We start from the raw sequence: 21558 nt of genomic DNA on the forward strand, positions 1-21558 counted from the left end.
ACGGGGGAAACGAGATGAGCGACGCGACCGGTCTCCGCATCCTGGCGGAGGGGCTGCGCTTTCCGGAAGGGCCGGTGGCCCTGCCGGATGGCAGCGTCATCCTGGTGGAGATCGCCGCGGGGCGGCTGACGAAGATCGCGCCGGACGGGAGGAAGACGGTCGTCGCGACGCCCGGCGGCGGGCCGAACGGCATCGCCATGGGCCCGGGCGGGAAGATCTACTGCTGCAACAATGGCGGCTTCCTCTGGCATGAGGAGCCGGACATCCTGCGCCCCGCCGGCGTGCCGCCCGATTATGCCGGCGGCCGCATCGAGGTGATCGACCCCGCGACCGGCAGCGTCGAGCGGCTCTATGACCGCTGCGGCGAGCACATACTGAAGGGGCCGAATGACATCGTCTTCGCGCCCAAGGGCTCCCCCGGCGAGGGCGGCTTCTGGTTCAGCGACCTGGGCAAGGTCCGGGCGCGCGACCGCGACCATGGCGGGGTGTACTGGGCGGCGTCCGACGGCTCGAAGATCGTCGAGGCTGCCTTCCCGGTCTTCGGCGGCGCCAATGGCATCGCCCTCTCGCCCGATGGCCGCACCCTCTACGCCGCCGAGACCGAGACCGGCCGGCTCTGGGCCTGGGATGTCGAGGGGCCGGGGGTGCTGCGGAAGGATCCCTGGCCCTCCACCAATGGCGGGCGGGTGATCTGCCAGTTCCCCGGCTACCGGCGGCTGGACAGCATCGCGGCGACGGCGGCGGGCAATATCTGCGTCGCCACGCTGGTGAGCGGCGAGATCACCACCGTCGCGCCCAGCGGCGAGATCCTGCGGGTGGTGAAGATGCCGGAGCGGATGCCGACCAATATCTGCTTCGGCGGGCCGGGCCTGCGCACGGCCTACATCACCCTGTCGCTGACCGGGAAGCTGGCGGCGATGGAATGGGACGAGCCGGGGCTGGAACTGCCCTTCGGCTGAGCGCGTGGCCGGACCGGCCGTGCCGCCGGGGTGAGGGGGAACCCGCCCCGGGGCGTCGGTCGTGGGAGCGCCCGGGGGCGTTCACGCCTCCCGCAATCTGCTCTACAGCGGATGGGCGTTCATGTCTGAACGCCCATCCGCTGTCGCTCTTTGTCTTTCGGGCAGAGTCACGCTTCCGGGCGTTCATGCCCGTCCGCGATCTGCTCTGGACGCGGCGCGGCGTCACTGTTGGAGGCGGCCTGTCGGTTTCGCTGCTCCGGCGCGAGGCAAGGGGGCAGGTCGCCGGGGAGCAAGGCTCATGGCCCTTTGGGTGCGGTTCGCGCATGGCGACCGGCAAGGATTCGGAACGCTGGAGGACGAGAGCATCGCCGTCCATGCCGGCAATATGTTCGAGGGCGCGGCCCCGACCGGGGAGAGCCTGCCCCTCGCCGATGCCCGCCTGCTGGCACCGGTTCGGCCCGGCGCCTTCATCGGGCTGTGGAACAATTTCCACGAGGCGGCGCAGAAGCAGGGCAATGCCATCCCGGAGGGGCCTCTCTGGTTCCTGAAGAACAGCCGCAGCGTCATCGGCCCGGGCGAGGCGATCCGCCCGCCGGCGGGCTACACCGGCAAGGTGCTGTATGAGGGCGAGCTGGGCCTGGTGATCGGCCGCACCGTCTCGAACGCCGATGAGGCGGAGGCCGCGGCGGCGATCTTCGGCCTGACCTGCGTGAACGACGTGACGGCGCTCGACCTGCTCTTCGCCGATGCCTCCTTCCCGCAATGGGCGCGCGCCAAGGGCTGCGACAGCTTCGGGCCGGTGGGGCCGGCGATCGCCACGGGCCTCGACTGGTCCGCGCTGCGGGTGAAGGTGGCCCTGAACGGCCGGGTGCGGCAGGACTACCCGCTGAACGACATGATCCTCCCGCCCGCGCGCATCGTCTCCCTGATCTCGCAGGAGATGACGCTGCAGCCGGGCGATGTCATCGCCTGCGGCACCTCGGTCGGCGCGCTGCCGATGCGCCCCGGGATGACGGTGGAGGTGACGATCGAGGGGATCGGGACGCTGTCCAACCCCTATGCGCCATAGGGCAGGCAGGACGCGGCCCGCATCCGGTACCGGGCTCTGCCGCCCGGTCTTGCGCAGGGGCCGGCGCAGCGCGCCGGGAGTGCGGCGGCTGCGCGCCGGACAGCACGGCCATGCCGGCCCGCCCGCACGCGAACCCGCTTGGCATGCACGCGCATGGCCCGGGCAATCGGCGAGGGGGGGCCAGGGTGAGGTGGCCGGCCGCCTCGCAGGCCAGCCGGGAGGGAGGCGCGGCGCAACGCGCCGCCCGGCTTCAATGCGCGACGCGGCGCGCCGCCTCGGCATAGCCGACGCGCCGCTCCGGCGGCACCGGGTGCCGCCCGGCCACCCGCTCCAGCAGCATCCGCATATCCGCGGTCAGCCCCGCCTTCATCGCGGCATGCAGGAAGAGCTGCTCCAGCACGTCCTGCTGCGCATGGCTGCCGCCGAGCCGGTACATCCCGCCGAGCGCCGGCCGCATCACCGCGACCGCGCCGGCGAAGTCGCCCTGCGCATGCCGCAGCACCGCCTCGCTCACCGGCAGGGCATAGCGCGCGATGAGCGGCGCATTCGTGCCTGCATTGCTCCGCGCCGCGTCGCGCATCGCCGCCAGCATCCGCTCCGCCGCCGCCCAGCGCCCGGCGCCGCAGAGCGCCATCATCCAGTGCGGCAGGGTGAAGGCGGAGAGCGTGTCGCCGATCCGCGCCTCCGCCTTGTCCGCCAGTTCCTCCCACCGCCCGCCGGCGGGCACGCCGTGCAGCGAGAGCCGGAAGAGCATCGAGGCCGCATTCTGCGCATCGATGTAGAGGTCCGGCTGCGCCTGCGTGACGGCGCTGCCGAGGTTGCGGAACCGCGTGTCGTAGAGGCCGAGGACCGTGTCGAAGTCGCGGTGCTCCAGGTGGTACATGGCGCGGTGCCACCAGAGATGGTGCATCAGGTTGTTGCCGCCATCCCAATGCGCCTCGAGCCCCTCGATCCAGGCGATGCCCTCGCTGCGGCGGCCCTGCATCTCCAGCACATGCGCAACGGCATGCGCCGCCCAGAGATCGCCGGGGTCGAGCGCGATGGCGGCGCGGCCGGCGGCTTCCGCGACCGTGTAGTTCCCGCATTCCTCATTGGCGAAGCTGCGGCAGGCCAGCACGCTGCCATAGCCCGGCAGGTCGCGGCCCCAGCGCGGCAGCACGCCCTCGACCGAGGCCAGCATCGCCTCCGGCCGGCCGAGCCAGAAGCTGCAGAAATGGTGCAGGCGGAAGGCCAGGATGTCGCGGGGATGCGCGGCCAGGATGCCCTCCCAGGCCGAGAGGGCGCGGTCCATCTCGCCCTCCGCCCAGGCGGCCAGGGCCGCGACATGCGCCTGCTCGCGCGGCGTCGCGCATGCGGTCAGGCGCGCCGCCGCGGCGATCGCCTCCTTCGCCATGGGGATGAAGGCCTGCTTGTAGCCCAGCAGCAGGAAGGCCGCCTTCAGCGCCTGCGCCATGCCGAATTCCGGGTCCGCCGCCAGCAGCGCCTGCAGCCGCTGGGCGGTGTCCAGGCGATAGCGCAGATAGCCGGCGACGGTGTGGTCGAAGGCGCGCGCCGCCTCCGCGCTGTCGGTCGAGATCGCGTGGCCCTGGGCGTCCTGCTGCATCTGCCTTTCCTCCCCGATCCTGGAGGGCGGCGGTTCCGCCTGCCCTGGCGCCTTGCCGGCGCTTCGTGTCGCGGCGCATGCACCGGCGCCGCCTGATCCTCACATGCCCGCGCCGGCCCTCTCCGCCAGCCAGTGCACGAGGATCGCGACGGCCGCCATCAGGTCCCCGGTCTCCATGGCCTCCTCCGGGTTGTGGCTGCCGTTGCGGTTCCTGACGAGCAGCATGCCCGTCGGCACGCCCGAGGCGGCGAAATTATTAGCGTCATGGCTGCCCGGGCTGTTGAGCCGCGGCGCCGGCAGGCCGGCGCGCGCCGCGGCGGCCGCGAAGCACTCGGTGATGCCGGGGTCCATGGGGCCGGGCGCGGCGGCGCTCCGCTCGCCCAGCTCGATGCGCACGCCCCGGCGCGCCGCGACCTCCGCCACGATCCGCGCCAGCCTCTCCTCCAGCGCCGCGAGATGGTCCGCGGCATAGGCGCGGAGGTCGAGGCTCAGCTCGAACCGGCCGGAGACCATGGTGAGGCTGTGCCGATCCACGGGCGTGTGGAAGCGGCCGATGGTGACGGCCATGGGGCGGCCGGCGGCTTCCTCCTCCAGCCACAGCCGCTCCAGGCCCAGGGCGAGGTCGGCGCCGGCCAGCGCGGCATCGCGGCGGAAGCGGTGCGGCAGGCCGGTATGCGCGTCCTCCCCGGTGATGCGGATATAGGGGTGGCGGAGATTGCCGGGATTGGCGAGGCAGAGGGCGGCCGGCGCCCCGGCCTCCACCAGCTGCGGCGCCTGCTCGATATGGACCTCGAGATAAGCGCCGAGCCGGGCGGGGTCGCGCAGCGGCGTGCCGGCGCGGAGGCGCTGCGGGTCGCCGCCGCAGGCGGCGATGCTCTCGGCCAGCGTCAGGCCGGTGCGGGCATGGCGGAGGTCGAGCGCGCCGGGCGGCAGGCGGGCCAGCAGGCAGCGGGAGCCGATGAGGCCAAGGCCGAACCACACCGCCTCCTCGCAGCGGAGCGCCAGCACCTCGATATCCATCCGCGGCCTGATGCCCGCCGCCTGCAGCGCGGCGACGGCGGCCAGGCCGGCGACGACGCCCGCCGCGCCGTCGAAATTCCCGCCCTGCACCACGCTGTCGAGATGCGAGCCGATCAGGATCGGCGGCGCGGACGGGTCGGTGCCCGCCCAGCGCAGGGAGAGGTTCGCGCCGGCATCGATCGCCCGTTCCAGCCCCAGCGCGTCCCCCGCCGCGGCGACCAGCGCCTGCGCCTCATTCTCGCCGCGGCCATAGGCATCCCGCGTGATGCCGGGCGGGTCGGCGCCGATGGCGGCGAGGCCATCCAGCAGGCGCTGCACCAGCGGGGTCTGCGCGGCAATGGCCTCGGCGAGGGTCAAGGGCGGCTCTCCTGCGATCTGCGCGTCCCAGGCTATGGCGGATCAGCGGCCGGCGTGAACCGCCTCCGGAAGGCCGCCGGCATGGGCGCTCCGGCGCCTGTCCCGGGGATCTTGATGCTGGCCATCAGCATGAAGGCGCCGCATCTGCTTGGCCGAGGGGCGGTGTCACGCCTCCGGGTGAGGCGGCCCCAAGATACACTGCCCTGTCATGCCCCTCACCCTGCCGTCAGAGGCCCAGCTCGGATAACACCTCCTCGGTATGCTCGCCGAGGGCCGGGGCCGGCACGCTCCAGGGGCCAAGGCCGGGCAGGCGCGGGAAGGGCAGGGTGCCGAGGCCGGGCTGCTCCAGCGGCACCGCCGCGCCCACCGCCTTCGCATGCGGATCGGCCAGCCAGTCGAGCGGCGTGTTCACCAGGTCGCACAGCATCCGCGCCGCCTGGAAGCGCTCCACCCACTCCGCCGCCGGGCGCGCGGCGATCGCGGCGCGCACCTCCGGCAGCAGCGCCTCGCGGTGTTCCGAGCGCAGGGCGAAGCTGGCGAAGCGCGGGTCGGTCGCCAGCTCCGGCCGGCCGATGATCCCGCAGAGCTGCGCGTATTCCGGCTCCCGCAGCATCGCCACCATGAACCAGCGGCCGTCGCTGCCCTGATAGGTGCCCGAGGGCAGGTTGGCCGCCGGCGGCACGCGGCCGAGCAGCCCCTGCTCGGCGATGTTGAAGGCCATCAGCGCCGCCGCCGACTGCATGAGGGAGACATCCAGCACCCGCCGCCGCGGCGGCGCGCCCTGCACGCGGTCCCGCGCCTGCTCGGCCAGCGCCGCCTGGACGGCGATGAAGGCCGAGAGGCCGGTGACCATGTCCACCATCATGATCTGGCCGGTGCGGTGCGGCACGCCATCCATCCCGACATTGAGCGAGACCATGCCGGAATAGGCCTGCGCCACGCTGTCGGTGCAGGGGCGCTCCGATTGCGGGCCCTGCTGGCCGAAGCCGGAGATGGAGAGGAAGACCACGTCGGGCTTCCCCGCCTCCGGCACCAGGCCGAGCCGCTTCGCCACGCCCGGCCGGAAGGCCTCCAGCATCACGTCGGCGCGGGCGGCGAGCTTCAGCATGGCGGCGCGGCCCGCTTCGGATTGCAGGTCCAGCACCGCGCTGCGCTTGCCGCGGTTGAAGGAGACATGCATCACGCTCTGCGTGCCCTCCCGCGTCGAGAGGCCGCGGGACCAGTCGCCGGCGGGCGGCTCGATCTTCACCACGGTCGCGCCGCAGGCGGCGAGCTGGGTGGCGCAATAGGGCCCGGCGATGCCCTGGCTGGCATCCAGCACGAAGAGGCCGGTGTAGGGCTGCATCCGGTCGGCCATGGCGTTTCCCTTCCCTCGTTCGGCGCCTATCCTGCCCGGAACGGAGGAAACGGGAAGAGATGACCGGCATGGGGATCACGCGGCGGCTCGCGCTCGGGGGGCTGCTGGCCGCGCCGGCCCTGGCGAGGGCCCAGGGAACGCACCAGGGAACGCACCAGGGAACGGACTGGCCGAACCGCCCGGTGCGCTTCGTCGTCCCCTACCCGCCGGGCGGGCCGACCGACATCCTCGGCCGCGTCGTGGCGACACGGTTGGCGGAGGATCTGAAGCAGCCCATGGTGGTGGAGAACCGGCCGGGGGCCTCGGGCGTCATCGGCTCCGAGGTCATCGCGCGGGCGGCGCCGGATGGGCAGAGCTTCCTGATGAACGCTTCCATCCATGTCATCATCCCGCACCTCAACCGGAACATGCCCTTCGACGCGCTGGCCGATTTCACGCCGGTGACGAACATGGCCCGCGTGCCGCTGGTGGCGGTGGTGAACCCGCAGCTTCCGGTGCGCAGCATCCCGGAGCTGATCGCGCATCTGAAGGCGAATCCCGGCCGCGTCTCCTATGCCTCCTCCGGCAATGCCTCGGCCCTGCACTTGGCCGGCGAGATGTTCAAGCTGATGACGGGGACGGAGATGGTGCATGTGCCCTATCGCGGCGCCGGCCCGGCGGTGCAGGACCTGATCGCGGGCAATGTCCAGCTGATGTTCGACAGTATCCCGAGCAGCGCCGCCGCCGTCCGCTCCGGGCTGCTGCGGCCGCTGGCCGTCACCACCGCGCAGCGCGTCGGCGCCTATCCGGACCTGCCCACCATCGCGGAGGCCGGGGTGCCCGGCTTCGACATCGCCACCTGGTACGCCATCTGGGCCCCGCCCCGGACGCCGATGCCGATCGTCCACCGCCTGCAACAGGCGGTGACGGCCGCCGTCGCCGCGCCGGAGGTGCGGGAGAGGCTGGCGACGCTCGGCGCCGATCCGGTTGCCGATTCGCCGGAGGACTTCACCCTGTTCTGCGCCCGCGAATACGAACGCTGGGGGAAGCTGGTGCGCGATGCGCGCCTGACGCTGGATTGAGCCGTCCGGTCGCCGGAGGGCGCAGCCCGGAGCCGTGAATCGGCCGGCAAGAGACACGCCGCCCGGTCGTCGGAGGGCAAAGCCCGGCGGCGTGAATCGGCCGGCCAGCTTCAAGCCTGCCGCCCAGCTTAGTCCCGGCCGGCTTGCCGCCGGCCCCTGCCGAGAGAGAGGCCCCGATGCGTGCCCTGGTCTGCGAGAGCTGGCGCGAATTCGATGCGCTGGAGCTGAAGGAGGTTCCGCCCCCGCCGCTGCGGCCGGGCGGGGTGCGCATCCGGGTCGAGGCGGCGGGCGTCAGCTTCGCGACGCAACTCGTCGTCGCCGGCAAGTACCAGCGCAAGCCGCCGCTGCCCTTCACGCCAGGGACGGAGGTGGCGGGCACCGTGGTCGAGAGCGCGCCGGACGTGCCGGACCCGCTGCCGCCCGGCACGCGGGTCTTCGCCGTGCTCGACTGGGGCGGGATGGCGGAGGAGGCCGTCGCGGACGCGATCCATGTGGTGCCCATCCCGGACGGGCTGCCGCTGGAGCCCGCCGTCGCCATGCCGATCAGCTATCCCACCGCGGGCTCGGCGCTGATGTGGCGGGCGCGGCTGGAGCGGGACCAGTGGGTGCTGGTGCATGGCGCCGCGGCGGGCGTCGGGCTGGCCGGGGTGGAGATCGCCAAGGCGCTCGGCGCCCGCGTCATCGCCCGCTGCGGCGCGGCCAAGCGGCAGGTGCCGGAATCGCGCGGGGCCGATCTGGTGCTGGACAGCGCCCAGCCCTTCAAGGACGCGGTGCGGGAGGCGACGGGCGGGCAGGGCGTCTCGGCGGTGCTGGATACGCTGGGCGGGCCGGTCTTCGACGAGAATCTCCGCTGCCTCGGCGATGGCGGGATGCTGGTGACCATCGGCTTCGCCGCCGGCGGCATCCCGACCCTGCCCATCAACCTGCTGCTGCTGAAGAACATCGCGGTCGCCGGGCTGAACTGGGGCACCTATGTCGGCTGGTCGCCGGGTGACAACCGCCACCTCCACGCGCCGCGCGCCCAGGCGCTCTGGCAGCAACTTGTCGATTGGTGGGCAGCCGGCGCCCTCCGGCCGGAGGTGCATGCGAGCTTTCCGCTGGAGCGCTTCCGCGAGGCCATGGCGGAGGTGCGGGGCCGCAATGCGGTGGGCCGCGTGGTGCTCCGGCCGGGCGGGGCGTAGCCTGCCGGCATGAGCGAGACCGGCGGGGCGGACCCCGCCCCACCGACCCTTCACGGCCCACGGGCCGATCCCCGCCTGGTCGCGGCCATCGTCGCCAGCGCGCTCTTCATGCAGAACCTGGACAGCAGCGCGGTCACTACCGCCCTGCCGGCCATGGCGCGGGACCTGGCGGTGGAGCCGGCGCGGCTGGGCGCCGCCATCACCTCCTATCTGGTGGCGCTGACCGTCTTCATCCCCGTCTCCGGCTGGGTGGCGGACCGGTTCGGCGCCAAGCGCGTCTTCATGGCGGCGATCGCGGTCTTCACCCTCGCCTCCCTCCTCTGCGGCCGCGCCACCGGCCTGCCGGAGCTGATCGGGGCGCGCATCCTGCAGGGCATCGGCGGGGCGATGATGGTGCCGGTGGCCCGGCTGCTGCTGCTGCGCCAGGTCCGGAAGGAGGAGATGCTCTCCGCCATGGCCTGGCTGACCATGCCGGCCATGATCGGGCCCATCAGCGGCCCGCCGCTCGGCGGCTTCCTGACCGATGCCTTCGGCTGGCGCTCCGTCTTCCTGATCAATCTGCCGATCGGCCTGCTCGGCCTGGTGCTGGTCGCCTGGAAGATCCCGCGCGTCGAGCCGACCAATCCCGGCCCGCCGGATGTGGTGGGGCTGTTCCTGCTGGGGACGGCGCTCGCCCTCTTCATGTTCGGGCTGGAGACGATCGGCCGCGGCGTGGTCCCGCCGGGCCTGCCGCAGGCCGGTCTCGTGCTCGGGCTGATGTTCGGCTGGGCGGCGCTGCGCCACTGCCGGCGGGTGGCGCGGCCGGCGCTCGACCTCGCCCTGCTGCGGATCCCGACCTTCCACCAATCGGTGCTGGCGGGCAGCCTGTTCCGCATCGGCGCCGGCACCTCGCCCTTCCTGGTGCCCATGCTGCTGCAGGTGGGGTTCGGGAAGAGCGCGTCCGAGGCCGGCCTCGTCTCCTTCGCCACGGCGCTCGGCGCGCTGGCGATGAAGCCGCTGGCGCGGCCGGTGCTGAGGCGCTGGGGCTTCCGGCGGGTGCTGATCGGCGGCGCCCTGCTGGCGGCGGCCGGCGTCGCGGCGGCGGCGGCCTTCACCCCGGCCTGGCCGCTGCCCCTGATCTTCGCGCTGCTGGCGATCGGCGGGTTGTTCCGCAGCCTGCAATTCACCGCGCTGAACACGCTGGCCTTCGCCGATGTGCCGCCCGGCCGGCTCTCGGCCGCGACCAGCTTCTCCGGCACGGTGCAGCAACTCGCGCCGGCGCTCGGCGTGGTCCTGGCGACGACGGTGCTGGAGGCGAGCGCCCTGCTGGCCGGGCGGCACGGCCTGGCAGTGCCGGATTTCGCGGCGGCCTTCCTGGTGGCGGCCGCGGTGGTCGCCGCCTCCGCCCCCTTCTTCGCCCGGCTGGCGCCGGAGGCGGGGGAGGCGGTGAGCGGCCATGGCGTCGCCCCGGCGAAGCGGGTGCCGGCGGAGTGAGGGGGAGGAGCCGCGGCTTCCGGCCGCGGTCCGGCCCCGGCAGGCTCAATCCACGATGAACAGCCTCGCCCCCGTCCGGGTGGAGGACCGGTGCGCCGCATCGCCGAAATCGGAGACCTGGTAGCTCATCCCCGGCGTGAGGGTGAACCGCCTTCCGTCCCGCAGCTCAGTCTCCAGCTCGCCCTCCAGCACATAGAGGACATGGCCGCGGTCGCACCAATGATCCGCGAGGTAGCCCGGCGAATACGCCACCTGCCGGATGCGGAGATCGCCGATCTCGATCGTCCGCCACACCGCCTCCCCGGTCTCGCCGGGGTGGCGGGTTTCCGGCACGGCGGCCCAGTCGGTGACGGTGAAGGGCAGGGGCGGGATCTTCATGGGCGCCTCCTCATACCGTTCCGCATGAATGCTGACACATTGATGCGGCCTCAGGCGCCGGCGCCGCCTGCGGCGGCTTGGCTGCGCGCCATAAGGCGCGGCGCCCGTTCGGGCGTTCAGCCGCCTGCGGCGGCTGCAGGTCAGCGATTATGCGGCTTGATGTCACTCAGCCGGGGCAGCCGCGGCCGGCGCCTGCCGCCGCCGGCTGGTGAAGCGCCGCGCCAGCCCATCGAAGCCGAGATAGAGCACCGGCGTCACGAACAGCGTCAGCACCTGGCTGACCGCAAGGCCGCCGACGACCGCGAGGCCGAGCGGCTGCCGCAGCTCCGCCGCCGCGCCCCAGCCGGCCGCGATCGGGATGGCGCCGGCGCCGGCCGCGAGCGTCGTCATCATGATCGGGCGGAAGCGGATGATGCAGGCCTCCCGCACCGCGGTATAGGCCGGGGCCCCCGCCCGCTGCCGTTGCAGCGCGACGTCCACGATCATGATGGCGTTCTTCTTCACCAGCCCGATCAGCAGCAGCACGCCGATGACCGCGATGACCGAGAGGTCGAGCCCGAACCACCAGAGGGTGGCGAAGGCGCCGAGCGCCGCGGCCGGCAGGCCGGAGAGGATGGTCAGCGGGTGGATCAGGCTCTCATAGAGCACGCCCAGCACCACATACATGATCAGCACCGCGGCCAGCACCAGCATGCCCTGGCCGGCCAGCGCCTGCTGGAAGACCTGCGCCGCGCCGCTGAAGGCGGTGACGACGGTGGGCGGCAGGCCGAGCTCCTGCTCCACCGCGCGGATGGCATTCACCGCATCCCCCAGCGCCACGCCCGGCGGGGTGTTGAAGCCGATGACGACAGCCGGGAGCTGCCCCTGGTGGGAGACGTTGAGCGGCCCGACCCGCCGCTCGATGCTGGCGACGGCCGAGAGCGGCACCAGCCGCCCGGTCGAGGAGCGGAGATAGATCTTGGCCAGCCCCGTCTCGTCCCGCTGGTCCTCCGGCAGCGCCTCCAGCACCACCGGATAGGCATTGGCCTGGCCGTAGATGGTGCTGATCTGGCGGGAGCCGAAGGCGGAGAAGAGCGCCTGGCGCACCTGCTCGACCGAGACGCCGAGGGCGGTCGCGCGGTCCCGGTTCACCTGCACCTGCACCACCGGCGCGTCGAGCTGCATGTCGGTGTTGACGTCCTGGAGTTGCGGCAGGTGCAGCAGCCGGTCCTCCATCCGCTGCGCCCAGTCGTACAGCTCCTCCAGCCGGAGGCCCTGCAGGGTGTAGAGATACTGGGTGCGGGTGATGCGGGCGCCGAAATTGATGTTCTGCGTCGGGCTGAGGAAGACGCGGAGCCCCGGGAACTGGGCGGCCTGCCGGCGGAGCTGCTGGATCACCTCCTCGACCGGCGGGCGCTCGGCGCGCGGCTTCAGCTCGAGGAACATCCGGCCCTGGTTGATGGAGATGCTGCCGCCGACGGTGCCGAGCGAGGAGACGACGTTCTGCACATGCGGCGAGGCGCGGAAGACATCGGCCAGCCGGTTCTGCACATCCGCCATCGCCTCCATGGAGGCGCCGCGCGGGCCTTCGGTGGCGACCCGGATCTGCCCGGTATCCTCGACGGGGAAGAAGCCCTTCGGGATGTGCACCGCCATCCAGCCGGCCGCGACCACCGAGGCGAGGAACATCATCCAGACCACCAGCCGGAAGCGCAGCGAGAGGTCGAGCAGCCAGGCATAGCCGCGCTCCACGCCGCGGAAGCCGGCCTCCAGCGCCCGGTCCCAGAAGGGGGCGCGCCGGCCATGGCCGAGGGCATGGCCCTTCAGCCGGCTGGTCATCAGCGGCGTCAGGGTGAGGGAGACGATGCAGGAGGCGATGACGGCGAGGGAGACGGTGGCGGCGAAGGCGTTGAAGACCCGCCCGACCACGCCGCCCATCAGCAGGATCGGCAGGAAGACCGCGATCAGCGAGAGGGTGATCGAGAGGATGGTGAAGCTGATCTCGCGCGCGCCGGTGATCGCCGCCTGCAGCGGCGCCATCCCTTCCTCCATCCGGCGGATGATTGCCTCCATCATGACGATGGCGTCGTCCACCACCAGCCCGACTGCGATGGTCAGGCCGAGCAGGGTCACGTTGTCGATGCCGTAGCCGAGGACATACATCAGCCCGAAGGCGACGCAGAGGCTGATCGGCACCGCGACGGTCGGGATCAGGGTGGCGCTGAGCCGGCGGAGGAAGAGGAAGCAGACCAGCATCACCAGGCCGATCGCGATCAGCAGGTGGTGCTGCACGTCATGCACCGCGTCGCGGATCGAGACCGAGCGGTCCAGCAGCACGTCGAGCGCCGCGCCGGGCGGCAGCGCCGCCTGCAGCGCCGGCAGGCTGGCCCGCACGCCATCCACCACCTCCACGGTGTTGGCATCCGGCTGGCGCTGCACCGCCAGCACCAGGGAGCGCTGGCCGTTGCGCCAGGAGGCGACACGCAGGTTCTGCACCCCGTCCACCACCTCGGCGATCTCGTTCAGCCGGACCGGCGCCTGGGCGCGGCCGGCGACCACCAGCCGGCCGAATTCCTCGGCATTCTGCGGCTGGTCGTTGGCGCGGAGGGTGAGCTGCTGCCGCTCCCCCTGCAGCAGGCCGACCGGGGTGTTGGAATTCGCCTGGGCGATGCTCTGCTGGATGGTGTCGAAGGCCAGCCCCATGGCGGCTATGCGGTCCGGATCGAGCCGCACCCGCACGGCATAGAGCTGCTCGCCATAGGTCAGCACCTGGGCGACGCCCGGCACCCGCGACAGCGCCGGGGCGATGATGGTGCTGGCGACGTCGTTGAGGCGGTAGAGCGGGATGTCGCCGCCCGAGAGCGCGAGCAGGATCACCGCCTCATCGGCCGGGTTCACCTTCCGGTAGCTGGGCGGGATGGTCATGTCGATCGGCAGCCGGCGCTGCGCCCGCGTCATCGCCGCCTGCACGTCCTGCGCCGCCGCGTCGATGTTGCGGCCGAGGACGAATTGCAGGGTGATCTGCGTGGTGTCCTGGCCGTTGATCGAGGACATCGATTCCAGCCCGGCGATGGTGCTGAACTCGCGCTCGAGCGGCAGGGCCACGCTGGTCGCCATGGTCTCCGGGCTGGCGCCGGGGAAATTGGCGAAGACGGTGATGACCGGGAAATCCACCCGCGGCACCGCGGCCACCGGCAGGCGGGTATAGGCGATGATGCCCGCGACCACCGCGGCGATGGTCAGCAGCAGCGTCATCACCGGGCGACGGATACAGAGTTCGGAGAGGCCCATCCTGCCGGTTCCCGCCCCTTACCGCGCCGAGACGCGCTGCGGCGCCGGCGGCGGGTTGCGTTCCACCACCCGCGTGCCCTCCGTGACGCGCTGCGCGCCGTCCACGATCACCTTCTCGCCCTCGGCCAGCTCGCCCTGCACCACGGCGCGCAGACCGACGCTGCGCACCAGCTCGACCGGCCGCCGCCTGGCCGTCCCGTCCTGCGTCATGACGAAGAGGAAGCGGCCCTGCTGGCCGGTCTGCACCGCCGCCGCGGCCACCGTCGTCGCCCGCTCATCCACCCGCGGCGCCATGCTCACCTCGACATACTGGCCGGGCCAGAGACGGAGATCCCGGTTCGGGAAGCGCGCCTTCAGCAGGATGGTGCCGGTCTGGGTATCGACCGCGCTGTCCACGAAGACGAGCTCTCCCTCGGCCGGCGGGGCACTGTCCTGGTCCGGCAGCGCCCGCACGCGCGGGGCGCCGCGCGCCATGGCGGCCTTGATCTCGGCCAGCCAGCGCTCCGGCACGGCGAAATTCACCAGGATGGGATCCACCTGGGTGATGGTGGCGAGGGCCGTGTTCTCCGCCTGGCGCACGAAATTGCCGACCCGCAGCGGCAGGGAGCCGAGCCTGCCATCGGCCTCGGCGACGATATTGGCGAATTCCAGGTTCAGCTTGATCTGCTGGACCACCGCCTCATCCGCCCGGACATTCGCCGCCGCTGCCAGCGCCTCGGCCTGGGCCTGCTCGAAGCGCTGCTGGGCGGCAAAGCCCTCGCCGCGCAGCGACTGGTAGCGCTGCATGTCGGCCTGGAAGCGGGCCATCAGGGCGCGGTTGCGGGAGAGCTGCGCCTCCCGCTCGGCCAGCAGGGCAAGGCCCTGGCGGCTGTCGAGGGTGAAGAGCGGCTGGCCGCGCTGCACCATCTGGCCTTCCGTCACATGCACCTGGGTGATCTGCCCATCGACGCGGGTGCGCACGGTCACCACCGATTCCGCGGCGACGATGCCATTGGCCAGGATCTCGACCGGCACCGGGCCGATCTGCACCGGATCGGTGGTCACCGGCACGCTGCCGGCCCCCTGCGCCTGCGCGGCCGCCGCCGGGGCCAGGGCGATGAGGGCGGCGCAGAGGCTGCGGCGCAGCAAGGGCAGGCGTGGCGTCATGCGTTCCGTTTCCCGGGCCAAACCATGGCCGGCCCCCGTTCCGGGGGCGATCAAGCACCTATACGGCGGACTATGGCCAATCCCACGCGGTCGGTCGATCAACCCAAGGAAGGGCCGGACGGCGCTGCCGGCAGCAGGCCCTGGCCGGCAAGCCAGGATCAGCAAGCTCCGTGCCAGATGGCGCCGCCCTTCCACCCCGGCAAGGCCGCGCAGCCCGGCATCTCGCGGCGCCGGGTCCCATGGCCTGCCGCCGGGCGGCCAGCCAGGCCGGGGCCGCCCGATGCGCCTTCTTGTCCCGCGTCCCGGCCCGCTGACGGCCCCCGTTGCGGGGCGCGCGGCGAATGGCCGGCAGCCGCCGCCGGCGCCGCGCCGAAGGCCGCGGCGGCCGATCGCCTCCGCCCGGCCTCCCCGCCCGCTGCCTTGCCGCCGGAGGGCGCCGGCCCCGCCGCCCGGCTGCCCTCGGGCGAGCCGGCGCGGGGCGAGGCGGCCTGGACACCGCCCGGCGCCGGCTTCTATCGGATGGCAGGGCTGGACGCGGCGGGCGTGGCGGCGCGGGCGGAGGTCAGGGTGCGGTGACGATGCTCTATGTGGACGGCGATGCCTGCCCGGTGCGGGAGGAGGTGTTCCGGGTGGCGACGCGCCTCTCCCTGCCGGTGCGCGTGGTCAGCAATGGCAGCCGGCCGGTGCGCCCGCCCGGCCTGCCGAATGTCGAGATGGTGCTGGTGCCCGAGGGCGCCGATGCGGCGGATGACTGGATCGCCGAGCGCATCACCCGCGGCGATGTCTGCGTGACGGCCGACATCCCGCTGGCCTCGCGCTGCCTCGCCAGGGGGGCGCGGGCGCTGGGCTTCAAGGGCAGGCCCTGGACCCTGGACAATATCGGCAATGCGCTGGCCGGCCGGGCGGTGTCGGCCGAGATGCGGGAGAGGGGGCTGCAGACCGGCGGCCCGGCGCCGCTCACCCAGGCGGACCGCTCGCGCTTCCTCTCCGCGCTGGATGCCGAGATCGCGGCGGCGAGGCGCGATGCCGCGGCCCCGCCGCCACGGCCCTGGGTGAGCTTCGAATAGGCGGCCGCGACCTGGCCACGCGGCCGGCCGCCTCGGCTGCCGCGGCAAGGGCCTGCGGTCCGGGCCAGGCGCCCATCGGCCCTGGCGCACCCTGCCTGCGGAAGGGCTGGATCGCCGGAGCCGCTAGAGCAGATCGCCGGAGGCCGTGAACGACCGAAGGTGTGAATCTGCTCGGAAAACAAGGAGCTACAGCGGATGAGCGTTCAGTTCTGAATGCAATCCGCTGTAGCCCGTCCAGGGCTTGGCCCATGCGGCCCATGGCTCCGGGCCGCTGCCGCGACGGGGCCGAACTACCGCGCGGGTAGCGTCCCCGCCTCGGGCGCCGGCACCGGCGCGCCGGGTACGAGCTGCCGTGACATGGTGTTGAGGTCACGGAGCTGCTGGGCATCGCGCTCGGGCGGGGTGGCGACGCCGGCGGCGCGCTGCTGCTGCTCCACGGCCTCGCGCCGGGTCTGCGGGGCGCTGCCCTGCTGGCCGGGCTGGCCCGGCTGACCCTGGGCCCCCTGCTGACCCTGGGTCCCCTGACCGGTGGGGGAGCCGCCCTGCCCGGACGGGCCGGTCCCGGCGGTGGCGCCGGATCCCGCGCTGCCGCCCCCCATCGGCGGCGTGCTCATGCCCGGCGTCGCGCCGGCGCCCGCGCCGCCCGTGCCGCCAGCGGCACCACCGGCCGCGCCGCCCGCGGCGCCACCGCCGGCAGAGCCGCCACCTCCACCCCCACCTCCACCCCCTTGGGCGAAGGCGGCGGAGGCGAGCAGCAGGCCGGGGCCGGAGAGCAGGACGAGGCGGCGGGAGGGGTGCGGGCGGGGCATGGGCGGGTGTCCTTCGATCCTGCCACTGGCAACGCCCGAGGCTCCCGGCGGATCAGGAGCAGCCGCGGCGGTCCAGCCTCTCCCGCGCCTGCCCGAGCGAGAATCGCGCCCGGTCGAGGGTGCGGCGGAGGCGGTCCGGGCCGGCTTCTGACCGGGCCTGCTCGGCGAGGCCGGCCGCCTCCCGCACCTGCTCCGCCGCCAGGGGACAGCCGCAGCCCGCGAGGCGCGCGGCCGCCTCGGTGAGCGCCGCGGCCGCGGCATCGGCGGCCTCGCGGCCGGCGAGCAGCCCCTCCGCCGCGCTGCCGGCCCGGAGGTGGCGGTCGGCGCCCCGCAGCCCTTCCAGCCCCAGGCCGAAGCCGCAGCGCGGGGCCTGGGCCATGGCCGGCGCCGCGAGCAGCAGCAGCGCGAGGACGCGGATCACGCTGCCTCCCGCCAGCCGCAGGCGGCGAGCGCCGCCTGCATATGCGGCGGCGGCGGGGCAATGGCCGTGATCGGCGGGTCGAGCGGCAGGGCGATGGCGCGGGCCAGCAGGTGCAGCCTTCCGGCGTCACACTCGGGAGCGCCGCGACACGCCGCATCGCCGGATGGGGCGCCATAGCGCGGGTCGCCCAGGATCGGGCAGCCGAGATGGGCGCAGTGCACCCGCAACTGGTGGGTCCGGCCGGTCCGCGGGCGCAGCTCCAGCCAGCTCAGCCCGCCGGCCGAACCCAGCACCCGCCATTCGGTGCGGGCCGGCTGGCCGGCGGGGTCCACCAGCATCCGCCAGCCCGCCTTCGCCGTGCTGTGCTTGAGGAGGGGCGCGTCCACCACGCCCTCCGGCGCCGGCGGCGCACCGCGGACCACGGCCCAGTAGGTCTTCCGTGCCAGGCCCCCGGCGAAGAGCGCACCGAGTTCGGCCAGCGCCGGCTTGGTCCGCCCCAGCACCAGGCAGCCCGCCGTGTCGGTGTCCAGCCGGTGCGCCGGCTGCGGCAGCCGCTTCTTGCCGAAGGCGAGTGCCGGCAGCCAGTCCTCGAGCGAGGGGCCGCCGCGCGGGCCGCGATGCACCGGCAGGCCGGCCGGCTTGTCGAGGACCAGGACGCGGTCGTCGCGATGGAGCAGGCGGGCGGCCAGGTCGGGGGACGGCAATGTTGCGGCGCGGATGATCCTGGCTTCCTGGCCCGGTGATGCCGCTTCTCTACAGCGGATTGCGTTCAGAACTGAACGCCCATCCGCCATCTTCTCTGGCGCAGATCACCGGGCTGCGTGAACGACCGGACAGCAAGGGCGGTCCGCCGGAGGGTGAAGGGCCCGGACCGCCCGCCGGGTCAGGTGATCTCCTCGACGGAGCCGTCGAGCGCCATGATGCCGGTCACCACCTTCAGGGCCGGCTTGCGCTTCGAGATCTCGGCGCGGAAGGCGCGCAGCACCTCGGCATGGCTGGCGGTCTCGGCCGCCGGGGTCGCCACCGCCGCCTCACCCAAAGCGAGCTTCGCCGCGCCGCAGTCGCGATGCGTCATCGCCACGACGCCCTGGATGTTGTGCAGCGCGACGGTGATGTCGAGATTGTCCCAGAAGGCCCCGTGCCAGGGCGCGAAGCGCGGATGCACGGCGCCGATCGGCCCGCCGGCGATGACGAACTGGCTGTAGCGGTCGCGCAGCCGGCGCCCATCCATGAAGGCGAAGCTGCCGGTCGTGAAGCGCGGGTCGATGCAGTTCACCAGCATCGCCTCGTAATGGCCGCTGGCGGCGCTGGCCCGGCCCGCGAGCCCGGCCAGCGCCATGGCGCCACCAAGCCCGGCCAGCAGGCCGCGGCGGCCCACCGGTGCGGCGCAGCCGCAGGCGGGGTGGTGCACCGCATGCGGGGCGACGGAGGTGCAATGGAGCATGGGATGATCCTCTCTCTCGGATCGCCCCTGAATCACGCAAAACCGTAACCAAACCGTAGCCGCGCCATTCCGGATTCGGCGGTCGTCAGCCCCGGCCGTGGCAGTGCTTGAACTTCCGGCCGCTGCCGCAGGGGCAGGGCGCGTTGCGCGGGGTGCGGGCCCAGGTGCCGGGATCGGCCGGATCCACCGCCTCCGCCCGCCGCGGCGCGTCCGGCGCGTTCATCGGCACCGGCGCGTAGCCCGGCCCGCCGCCCTCCGCCATCTCCATCTCGGCCATCGCCGGCTCAGGGTGGCGCATGTCCATCACCCGCACCGGCTCCGGCATGGGCAGCGGCGCCTCCGGCCGCAGCTCGATGCGCATCAGCACGCTCGTCACCCGCTCCCGGAGGTCGGCGAGCATGGTGTTGAAGAGCAGGAAGGCCTCGGACTTGTACTCGTTCAGCGGGTCGCGCTGGCCATAGGCACGCAGGCCGATGCCCTGGCGCAGGTGGTCGAGCGCCAGCAGGTGCTCCTTCCACACCGCGTCGAAGATCTGCAGCAGCAGCGACTTCTCGACCATGCGCATCAGGTCGGGGCCGATATTCGCGGCCTTGGCGGCATAGTGCTGCTCGGCCGCGGCCTCGATCCGCTCGCGCACCGCCGTCTCGTCGATGCCCTCCTCCTTGCCCCAGGCCTGCACCGGCAGGTCGAGGCCGAGCTGCTCGCGCACCTTCTGCTCGAGGCCCTCGAGATCCCACTGCTCGGGATAGGCGTTCTCCGGGATCGCCTTGTCCACCAGGCCGCCGATGCATTCGCGGCGCATCTCGGCCACCGTCTCGGCGACGTCCGCGGCCTGCATGAAGGTCTTGCGCTGGGCATAGACCTCCCGCCGCTGGTCGTTCATGACGTCGTCGTATTTGAGCAGGTTCTTGCGGGTATCGAAGTTCCGCGCCTCGACCTTCTTCTGCGCCTTCTCCAGCGCCTTGTTGATCCAGGGATGGACGATCGCCTCGCCTTCCTTGAGGCCGAGCTTCTGCAGCATCCCGCCCATGCGGTCGCTGCCGAAGATGCGCATCAGGTCGTCCTCGAGCGAGAGGAAGAAATGCGAGGCGCCGGGGTCGCCCTGCCGGCCGGAGCGGCCGCGCAGCTGGTTGTCGATGCGCCGACTCTCATGCCGCTCGGTGCCGATGACGAAGAGGCCGCCGGCCTCCTTCGCGCGGCGCTGCGCCTCCGCGACCTCGGCCGCGTGGCGGGCGAGCGCCGCCTCGTAGTCCGGCCCCTCGGACTGGCCGGTCTCCTGCCGCGCCAGCGCCTCGGCATTGCCGCCCAGCTTGATGTCCGTGCCGCGGCCGGCCATGTTGGTCGCGATGGTCACGGCGCCCGGGCGGCCGGCCTGGGCGATGATCTCCGCCTCCTGCTCGTGGTAGCGGGCGTTCAGCACGTTGTGCGGGATGCCGCGCTTCTTCATGAGCCCAGAGATCAGCTCCGACTTCTCGATGCTGGTGGTGCCGACCAGGATGGGCTGGCCGCGGCCGCGCGCCTCCTCGATCAGGTTGATGACGGCGTCGTACTTCTCGCTGGCGGAGCGGTAGACCTCGTCGTCGCTGTCCTTGCGGGCGACCGGCACGTTGGTCGGGATCTCGAGCACTTCCAGCTTGTAGATCTCGGCGAACTCGTCCGCCTCGGTCGAGGCGGTGCCGGTCATGCCGGCGAGCTTGGGGTAGAGCCGGAAGTAGTTCTGGAAGGTGATGCTGGCCAGCGTCTGGTTCTCCGGCTGGACGGTGACGTGCTCCTTCGCCTCCAGCGCCTGGTGCAGCCCGTCCGAATAGCGCCGGCCCTCCATCATGCGGCCGGTGAACTCGTCGATGATCACCACCTTGTCGTCGCGCACGATGTAGTCCACGTCCCGCGCGAACAGGACATGCGCGCGCAGCGACTGGTTGACGTGGTGGACCAGCGTGACGTTGTGGAAATCGTAGAGGTTGCCTTCCTCGAGCAGCCCGGCCTCGCGCAGCGCCTGCTCGATCGCCTCGGAGCCTTCCTCGGTCAGGTTGGCCGTCCGCTGCTTCTCATCCTTGTCGTAGGTCGCCTTGTCGGTGACCAGCACCTTCACCACCTCGTCCACCCGGCGGTAGAGGTCGGAACTGTCCTCCGACGGGCCGCTGATGATCAGCGGCGTCCGCGCCTCGTCGATCAGGATCGAGTCCACCTCGTCCACGATGGCGTAGTTGAAGTCCCGCTGGACCATCTCCTCCAACCGGTACTTCATGTTGTCGCGGAGGTAGTCGAAGCCGAATTCGTTGTTGGTGCCGTAGGTGACGTCCGCGGCATAGGCGGCGCGGCGTTCCTCATCGGTCAGGCCATGCACGATGACGCCCGTGGTCAGGCCGAGGAAGTAGTAGATCCGCCCCATCCACTCCGCGTCGCGCTTCGCCAGGTAGTCATTCACCGTGACGACATGCACGCCCTTGCCGGTGAGCGCGTTGAGGTAGACCGGCAGGGTGGCGACCAGGGTCTTGCCCTCGCCGGTCTTCATCTCGGCGATCTTGCCCTCATGCAGGACCATGCCGCCGATCATCTGGACATCGAAATGGCGGAGGCCGAGGACGCGCTTCGCCGCCTCTCGCACCGTGGCGAAGGCCTCCGGCAGCAGGGAATCGAGGCTCTCGCCCCGGGCGAGCCGCTCCCTGAACTCGATGGTGCGGGCCTGCAGCGCCGCATCCGAGAGGGCGGCGGTCTTCGGCTCCAGCGCGTTGATCTCCGGCACGCGCGCCTGCAGGCGCTTCAGCGCCCGGTCGTTGGCGGTGCCGAAAAAGGCGCGGGCGATGCGTCCGAACATGCGGGCCTTGCTACTCCGGGAGGGCGCCGGCCGGTTCGCGCGGCCGCGGCCGCACCGGCGCCGCAGGCGAGACGGGGTGATGACGGGAGGGGGAGGGAGGCCAAGCCGGGCCCCAGCCCCTTCCG

At 72.6% G+C, this 21558-nt stretch carries 18 protein-coding genes; 7 read left to right on the forward strand and 11 right to left on the reverse strand.

Annotated features, from left to right (window positions below; all coding sequences use genetic code 11):
• Positions 1 to 14 precede the first annotated feature (14 nt).
• Positions 15 to 959 carry an SMP-30/gluconolactonase/LRE family protein gene (locus LHA35_RS03800; RefSeq protein ID WP_226604694.1) on the forward strand — a complete coding sequence of 315 codons (945 nt, stop codon included), beginning with the start codon at positions 15 to 17 and terminating at the stop codon, positions 957 to 959.
• 298 nt (positions 960 to 1257) lie between these two features.
• Positions 1258 to 2028 (forward strand): fumarylacetoacetate hydrolase family protein, encoded by a 771-nt coding sequence (locus LHA35_RS03805; protein ID WP_226604697.1) that lies wholly within the window; start codon positions 1258 to 1260, stop codon positions 2026 to 2028.
• A gap of 250 nt (positions 2029 to 2278) precedes the next feature.
• On the opposite strand, the gene LHA35_RS03810 is transcribed toward LHA35_RS03805, so the two are convergent.
• The 3 genes from LHA35_RS03810 to LHA35_RS03820 all read right to left on the reverse strand — a co-directional run bounded on the left by LHA35_RS03810 (position 2279) and on the right by LHA35_RS03820 (position 6365).
• Complete coding sequence (locus tag LHA35_RS03810; protein WP_226604700.1) at positions 2279 to 3631, reverse strand: tetratricopeptide repeat protein; 1353 nt, start codon at positions 3629 to 3631, stop codon at positions 2279 to 2281.
• A gap of 99 nt (positions 3632 to 3730) precedes the next feature.
• Positions 3731 to 5008 carry a hydantoinase/carbamoylase family amidase gene (locus tag LHA35_RS03815; RefSeq protein ID WP_226604704.1) on the reverse strand — a complete coding sequence of 426 codons (1278 nt, stop codon included), beginning with the start codon at positions 5006 to 5008 and terminating at the stop codon, positions 3731 to 3733.
• A gap of 226 nt (positions 5009 to 5234) precedes the next feature.
• The gene (locus LHA35_RS03820; protein WP_226604707.1) at positions 5235 to 6365 is read right to left on the reverse strand and encodes a CaiB/BaiF CoA transferase family protein; all 1131 of its coding nucleotides are present in this window, start codon (positions 6363 to 6365) and stop codon (positions 5235 to 5237) included.
• Between the two features lie 59 nt (positions 6366 to 6424).
• Between LHA35_RS03820 and LHA35_RS03825 the strand changes: the two genes are divergently transcribed.
• The 3 genes from LHA35_RS03825 to LHA35_RS03835 all read left to right on the forward strand — a co-directional run bounded on the left by LHA35_RS03825 (position 6425) and on the right by LHA35_RS03835 (position 10080).
• Entirely contained in the window at positions 6425 to 7426 is a 1002-nt protein-coding gene (locus LHA35_RS03825) for a tripartite tricarboxylate transporter substrate binding protein (protein ID WP_226604709.1), read from the forward strand.
• 176 nt (positions 7427 to 7602) lie between these two features.
• On the forward strand, positions 7603 to 8607 hold the full coding sequence (locus tag LHA35_RS03830; RefSeq protein ID WP_226604712.1) for an NADPH:quinone oxidoreductase family protein: 1005 nt from the start codon (positions 7603 to 7605) through the stop codon (positions 8605 to 8607).
• 9 nt (positions 8608 to 8616) lie between these two features.
• Positions 8617 to 10080, forward strand: coding sequence for an MDR family MFS transporter (locus LHA35_RS03835; protein WP_226604715.1), 1464 nt, complete (start codon positions 8617 to 8619; stop codon positions 10078 to 10080).
• Positions 10081 to 10125: 45 nt separating this feature from the next.
• Here LHA35_RS03835 and LHA35_RS03840 read toward each other — a convergent pair whose 3' ends face one another.
• The 3 genes from LHA35_RS03840 to LHA35_RS03850 all read right to left on the reverse strand — a co-directional run bounded on the left by LHA35_RS03840 (position 10126) and on the right by LHA35_RS03850 (position 14874).
• Positions 10126 to 10458 carry a DHCW motif cupin fold protein gene (locus LHA35_RS03840; protein WP_226604718.1) on the reverse strand — a complete coding sequence of 111 codons (333 nt, stop codon included), beginning with the start codon at positions 10456 to 10458 and terminating at the stop codon, positions 10126 to 10128.
• A 162-nt stretch (positions 10459 to 10620) separates the two neighbouring features.
• Positions 10621 to 13728 carry an efflux RND transporter permease subunit gene (locus LHA35_RS03845; protein ID WP_226604721.1) on the reverse strand — a complete coding sequence of 1036 codons (3108 nt, stop codon included), beginning with the start codon at positions 13726 to 13728 and terminating at the stop codon, positions 10621 to 10623.
• Positions 13729 to 13746: 18 nt separating this feature from the next.
• Entirely contained in the window at positions 13747 to 14874 is a 1128-nt protein-coding gene (locus tag LHA35_RS03850; protein WP_226604723.1) for an efflux RND transporter periplasmic adaptor subunit, read from the reverse strand.
• Positions 14875 to 15294: 420 nt separating this feature from the next.
• Between LHA35_RS03850 and LHA35_RS03855 the strand changes: the two genes are divergently transcribed.
• Both LHA35_RS03855 and LHA35_RS03860 read left to right on the forward strand, forming a co-directional pair.
• Complete coding sequence (locus LHA35_RS03855; RefSeq protein WP_226604727.1) at positions 15295 to 15450, forward strand: hypothetical protein; 156 nt, start codon at positions 15295 to 15297, stop codon at positions 15448 to 15450.
• A gap of 2 nt (positions 15451 to 15452) precedes the next feature.
• Positions 15453 to 15941, forward strand: a complete 489-nt coding sequence (locus tag LHA35_RS03860) for a YaiI/YqxD family protein (protein WP_226605046.1) — start codon at positions 15453 to 15455, stop codon at positions 15939 to 15941.
• Between the two features lie 290 nt (positions 15942 to 16231).
• On the opposite strand, the gene LHA35_RS03865 is transcribed toward LHA35_RS03860, so the two are convergent.
• The 5 genes from LHA35_RS03865 to secA form a co-directional block, all read right to left on the reverse strand.
• A complete protein-coding gene (locus tag LHA35_RS03865) occupies positions 16232 to 16750 on the reverse strand; it encodes a hypothetical protein (protein WP_226604731.1) in 519 nt (172 codons plus the stop codon).
• 52 nt (positions 16751 to 16802) lie between these two features.
• Positions 16803 to 17171: a hypothetical protein gene (locus tag LHA35_RS03870; RefSeq protein ID WP_226604735.1), complete on the reverse strand. Its 369-nt coding sequence runs from the start codon at positions 17169 to 17171 to the stop codon at positions 16803 to 16805.
• Positions 17168 to 17875, reverse strand: coding sequence for an RluA family pseudouridine synthase (locus LHA35_RS03875; protein ID WP_226604739.1), 708 nt, complete (start codon positions 17873 to 17875; stop codon positions 17168 to 17170). The genes LHA35_RS03870 and LHA35_RS03875 overlap by 4 nt, the downstream gene beginning before the upstream one ends.
• Positions 17876 to 18054: 179 nt before the next feature.
• On the reverse strand, positions 18055 to 18615 hold the full coding sequence (locus LHA35_RS03880; protein WP_226604742.1) for a hypothetical protein: 561 nt from the start codon (positions 18613 to 18615) through the stop codon (positions 18055 to 18057).
• Between the two features lie 85 nt (positions 18616 to 18700).
• Entirely contained in the window at positions 18701 to 21433 is a 2733-nt protein-coding gene (secA, locus tag LHA35_RS03885) for a preprotein translocase subunit SecA (protein WP_226604744.1), read from the reverse strand.
• Positions 21434 to 21558: the final 125 nt, after the last annotated feature.

The sequence above is a fragment of the Roseicella aerolata genome, from assembly GCF_020523605.1.
Lineage (GTDB): Bacteria > Pseudomonadota > Alphaproteobacteria > Acetobacterales > Acetobacteraceae > Paracraurococcus > Paracraurococcus aerolatus.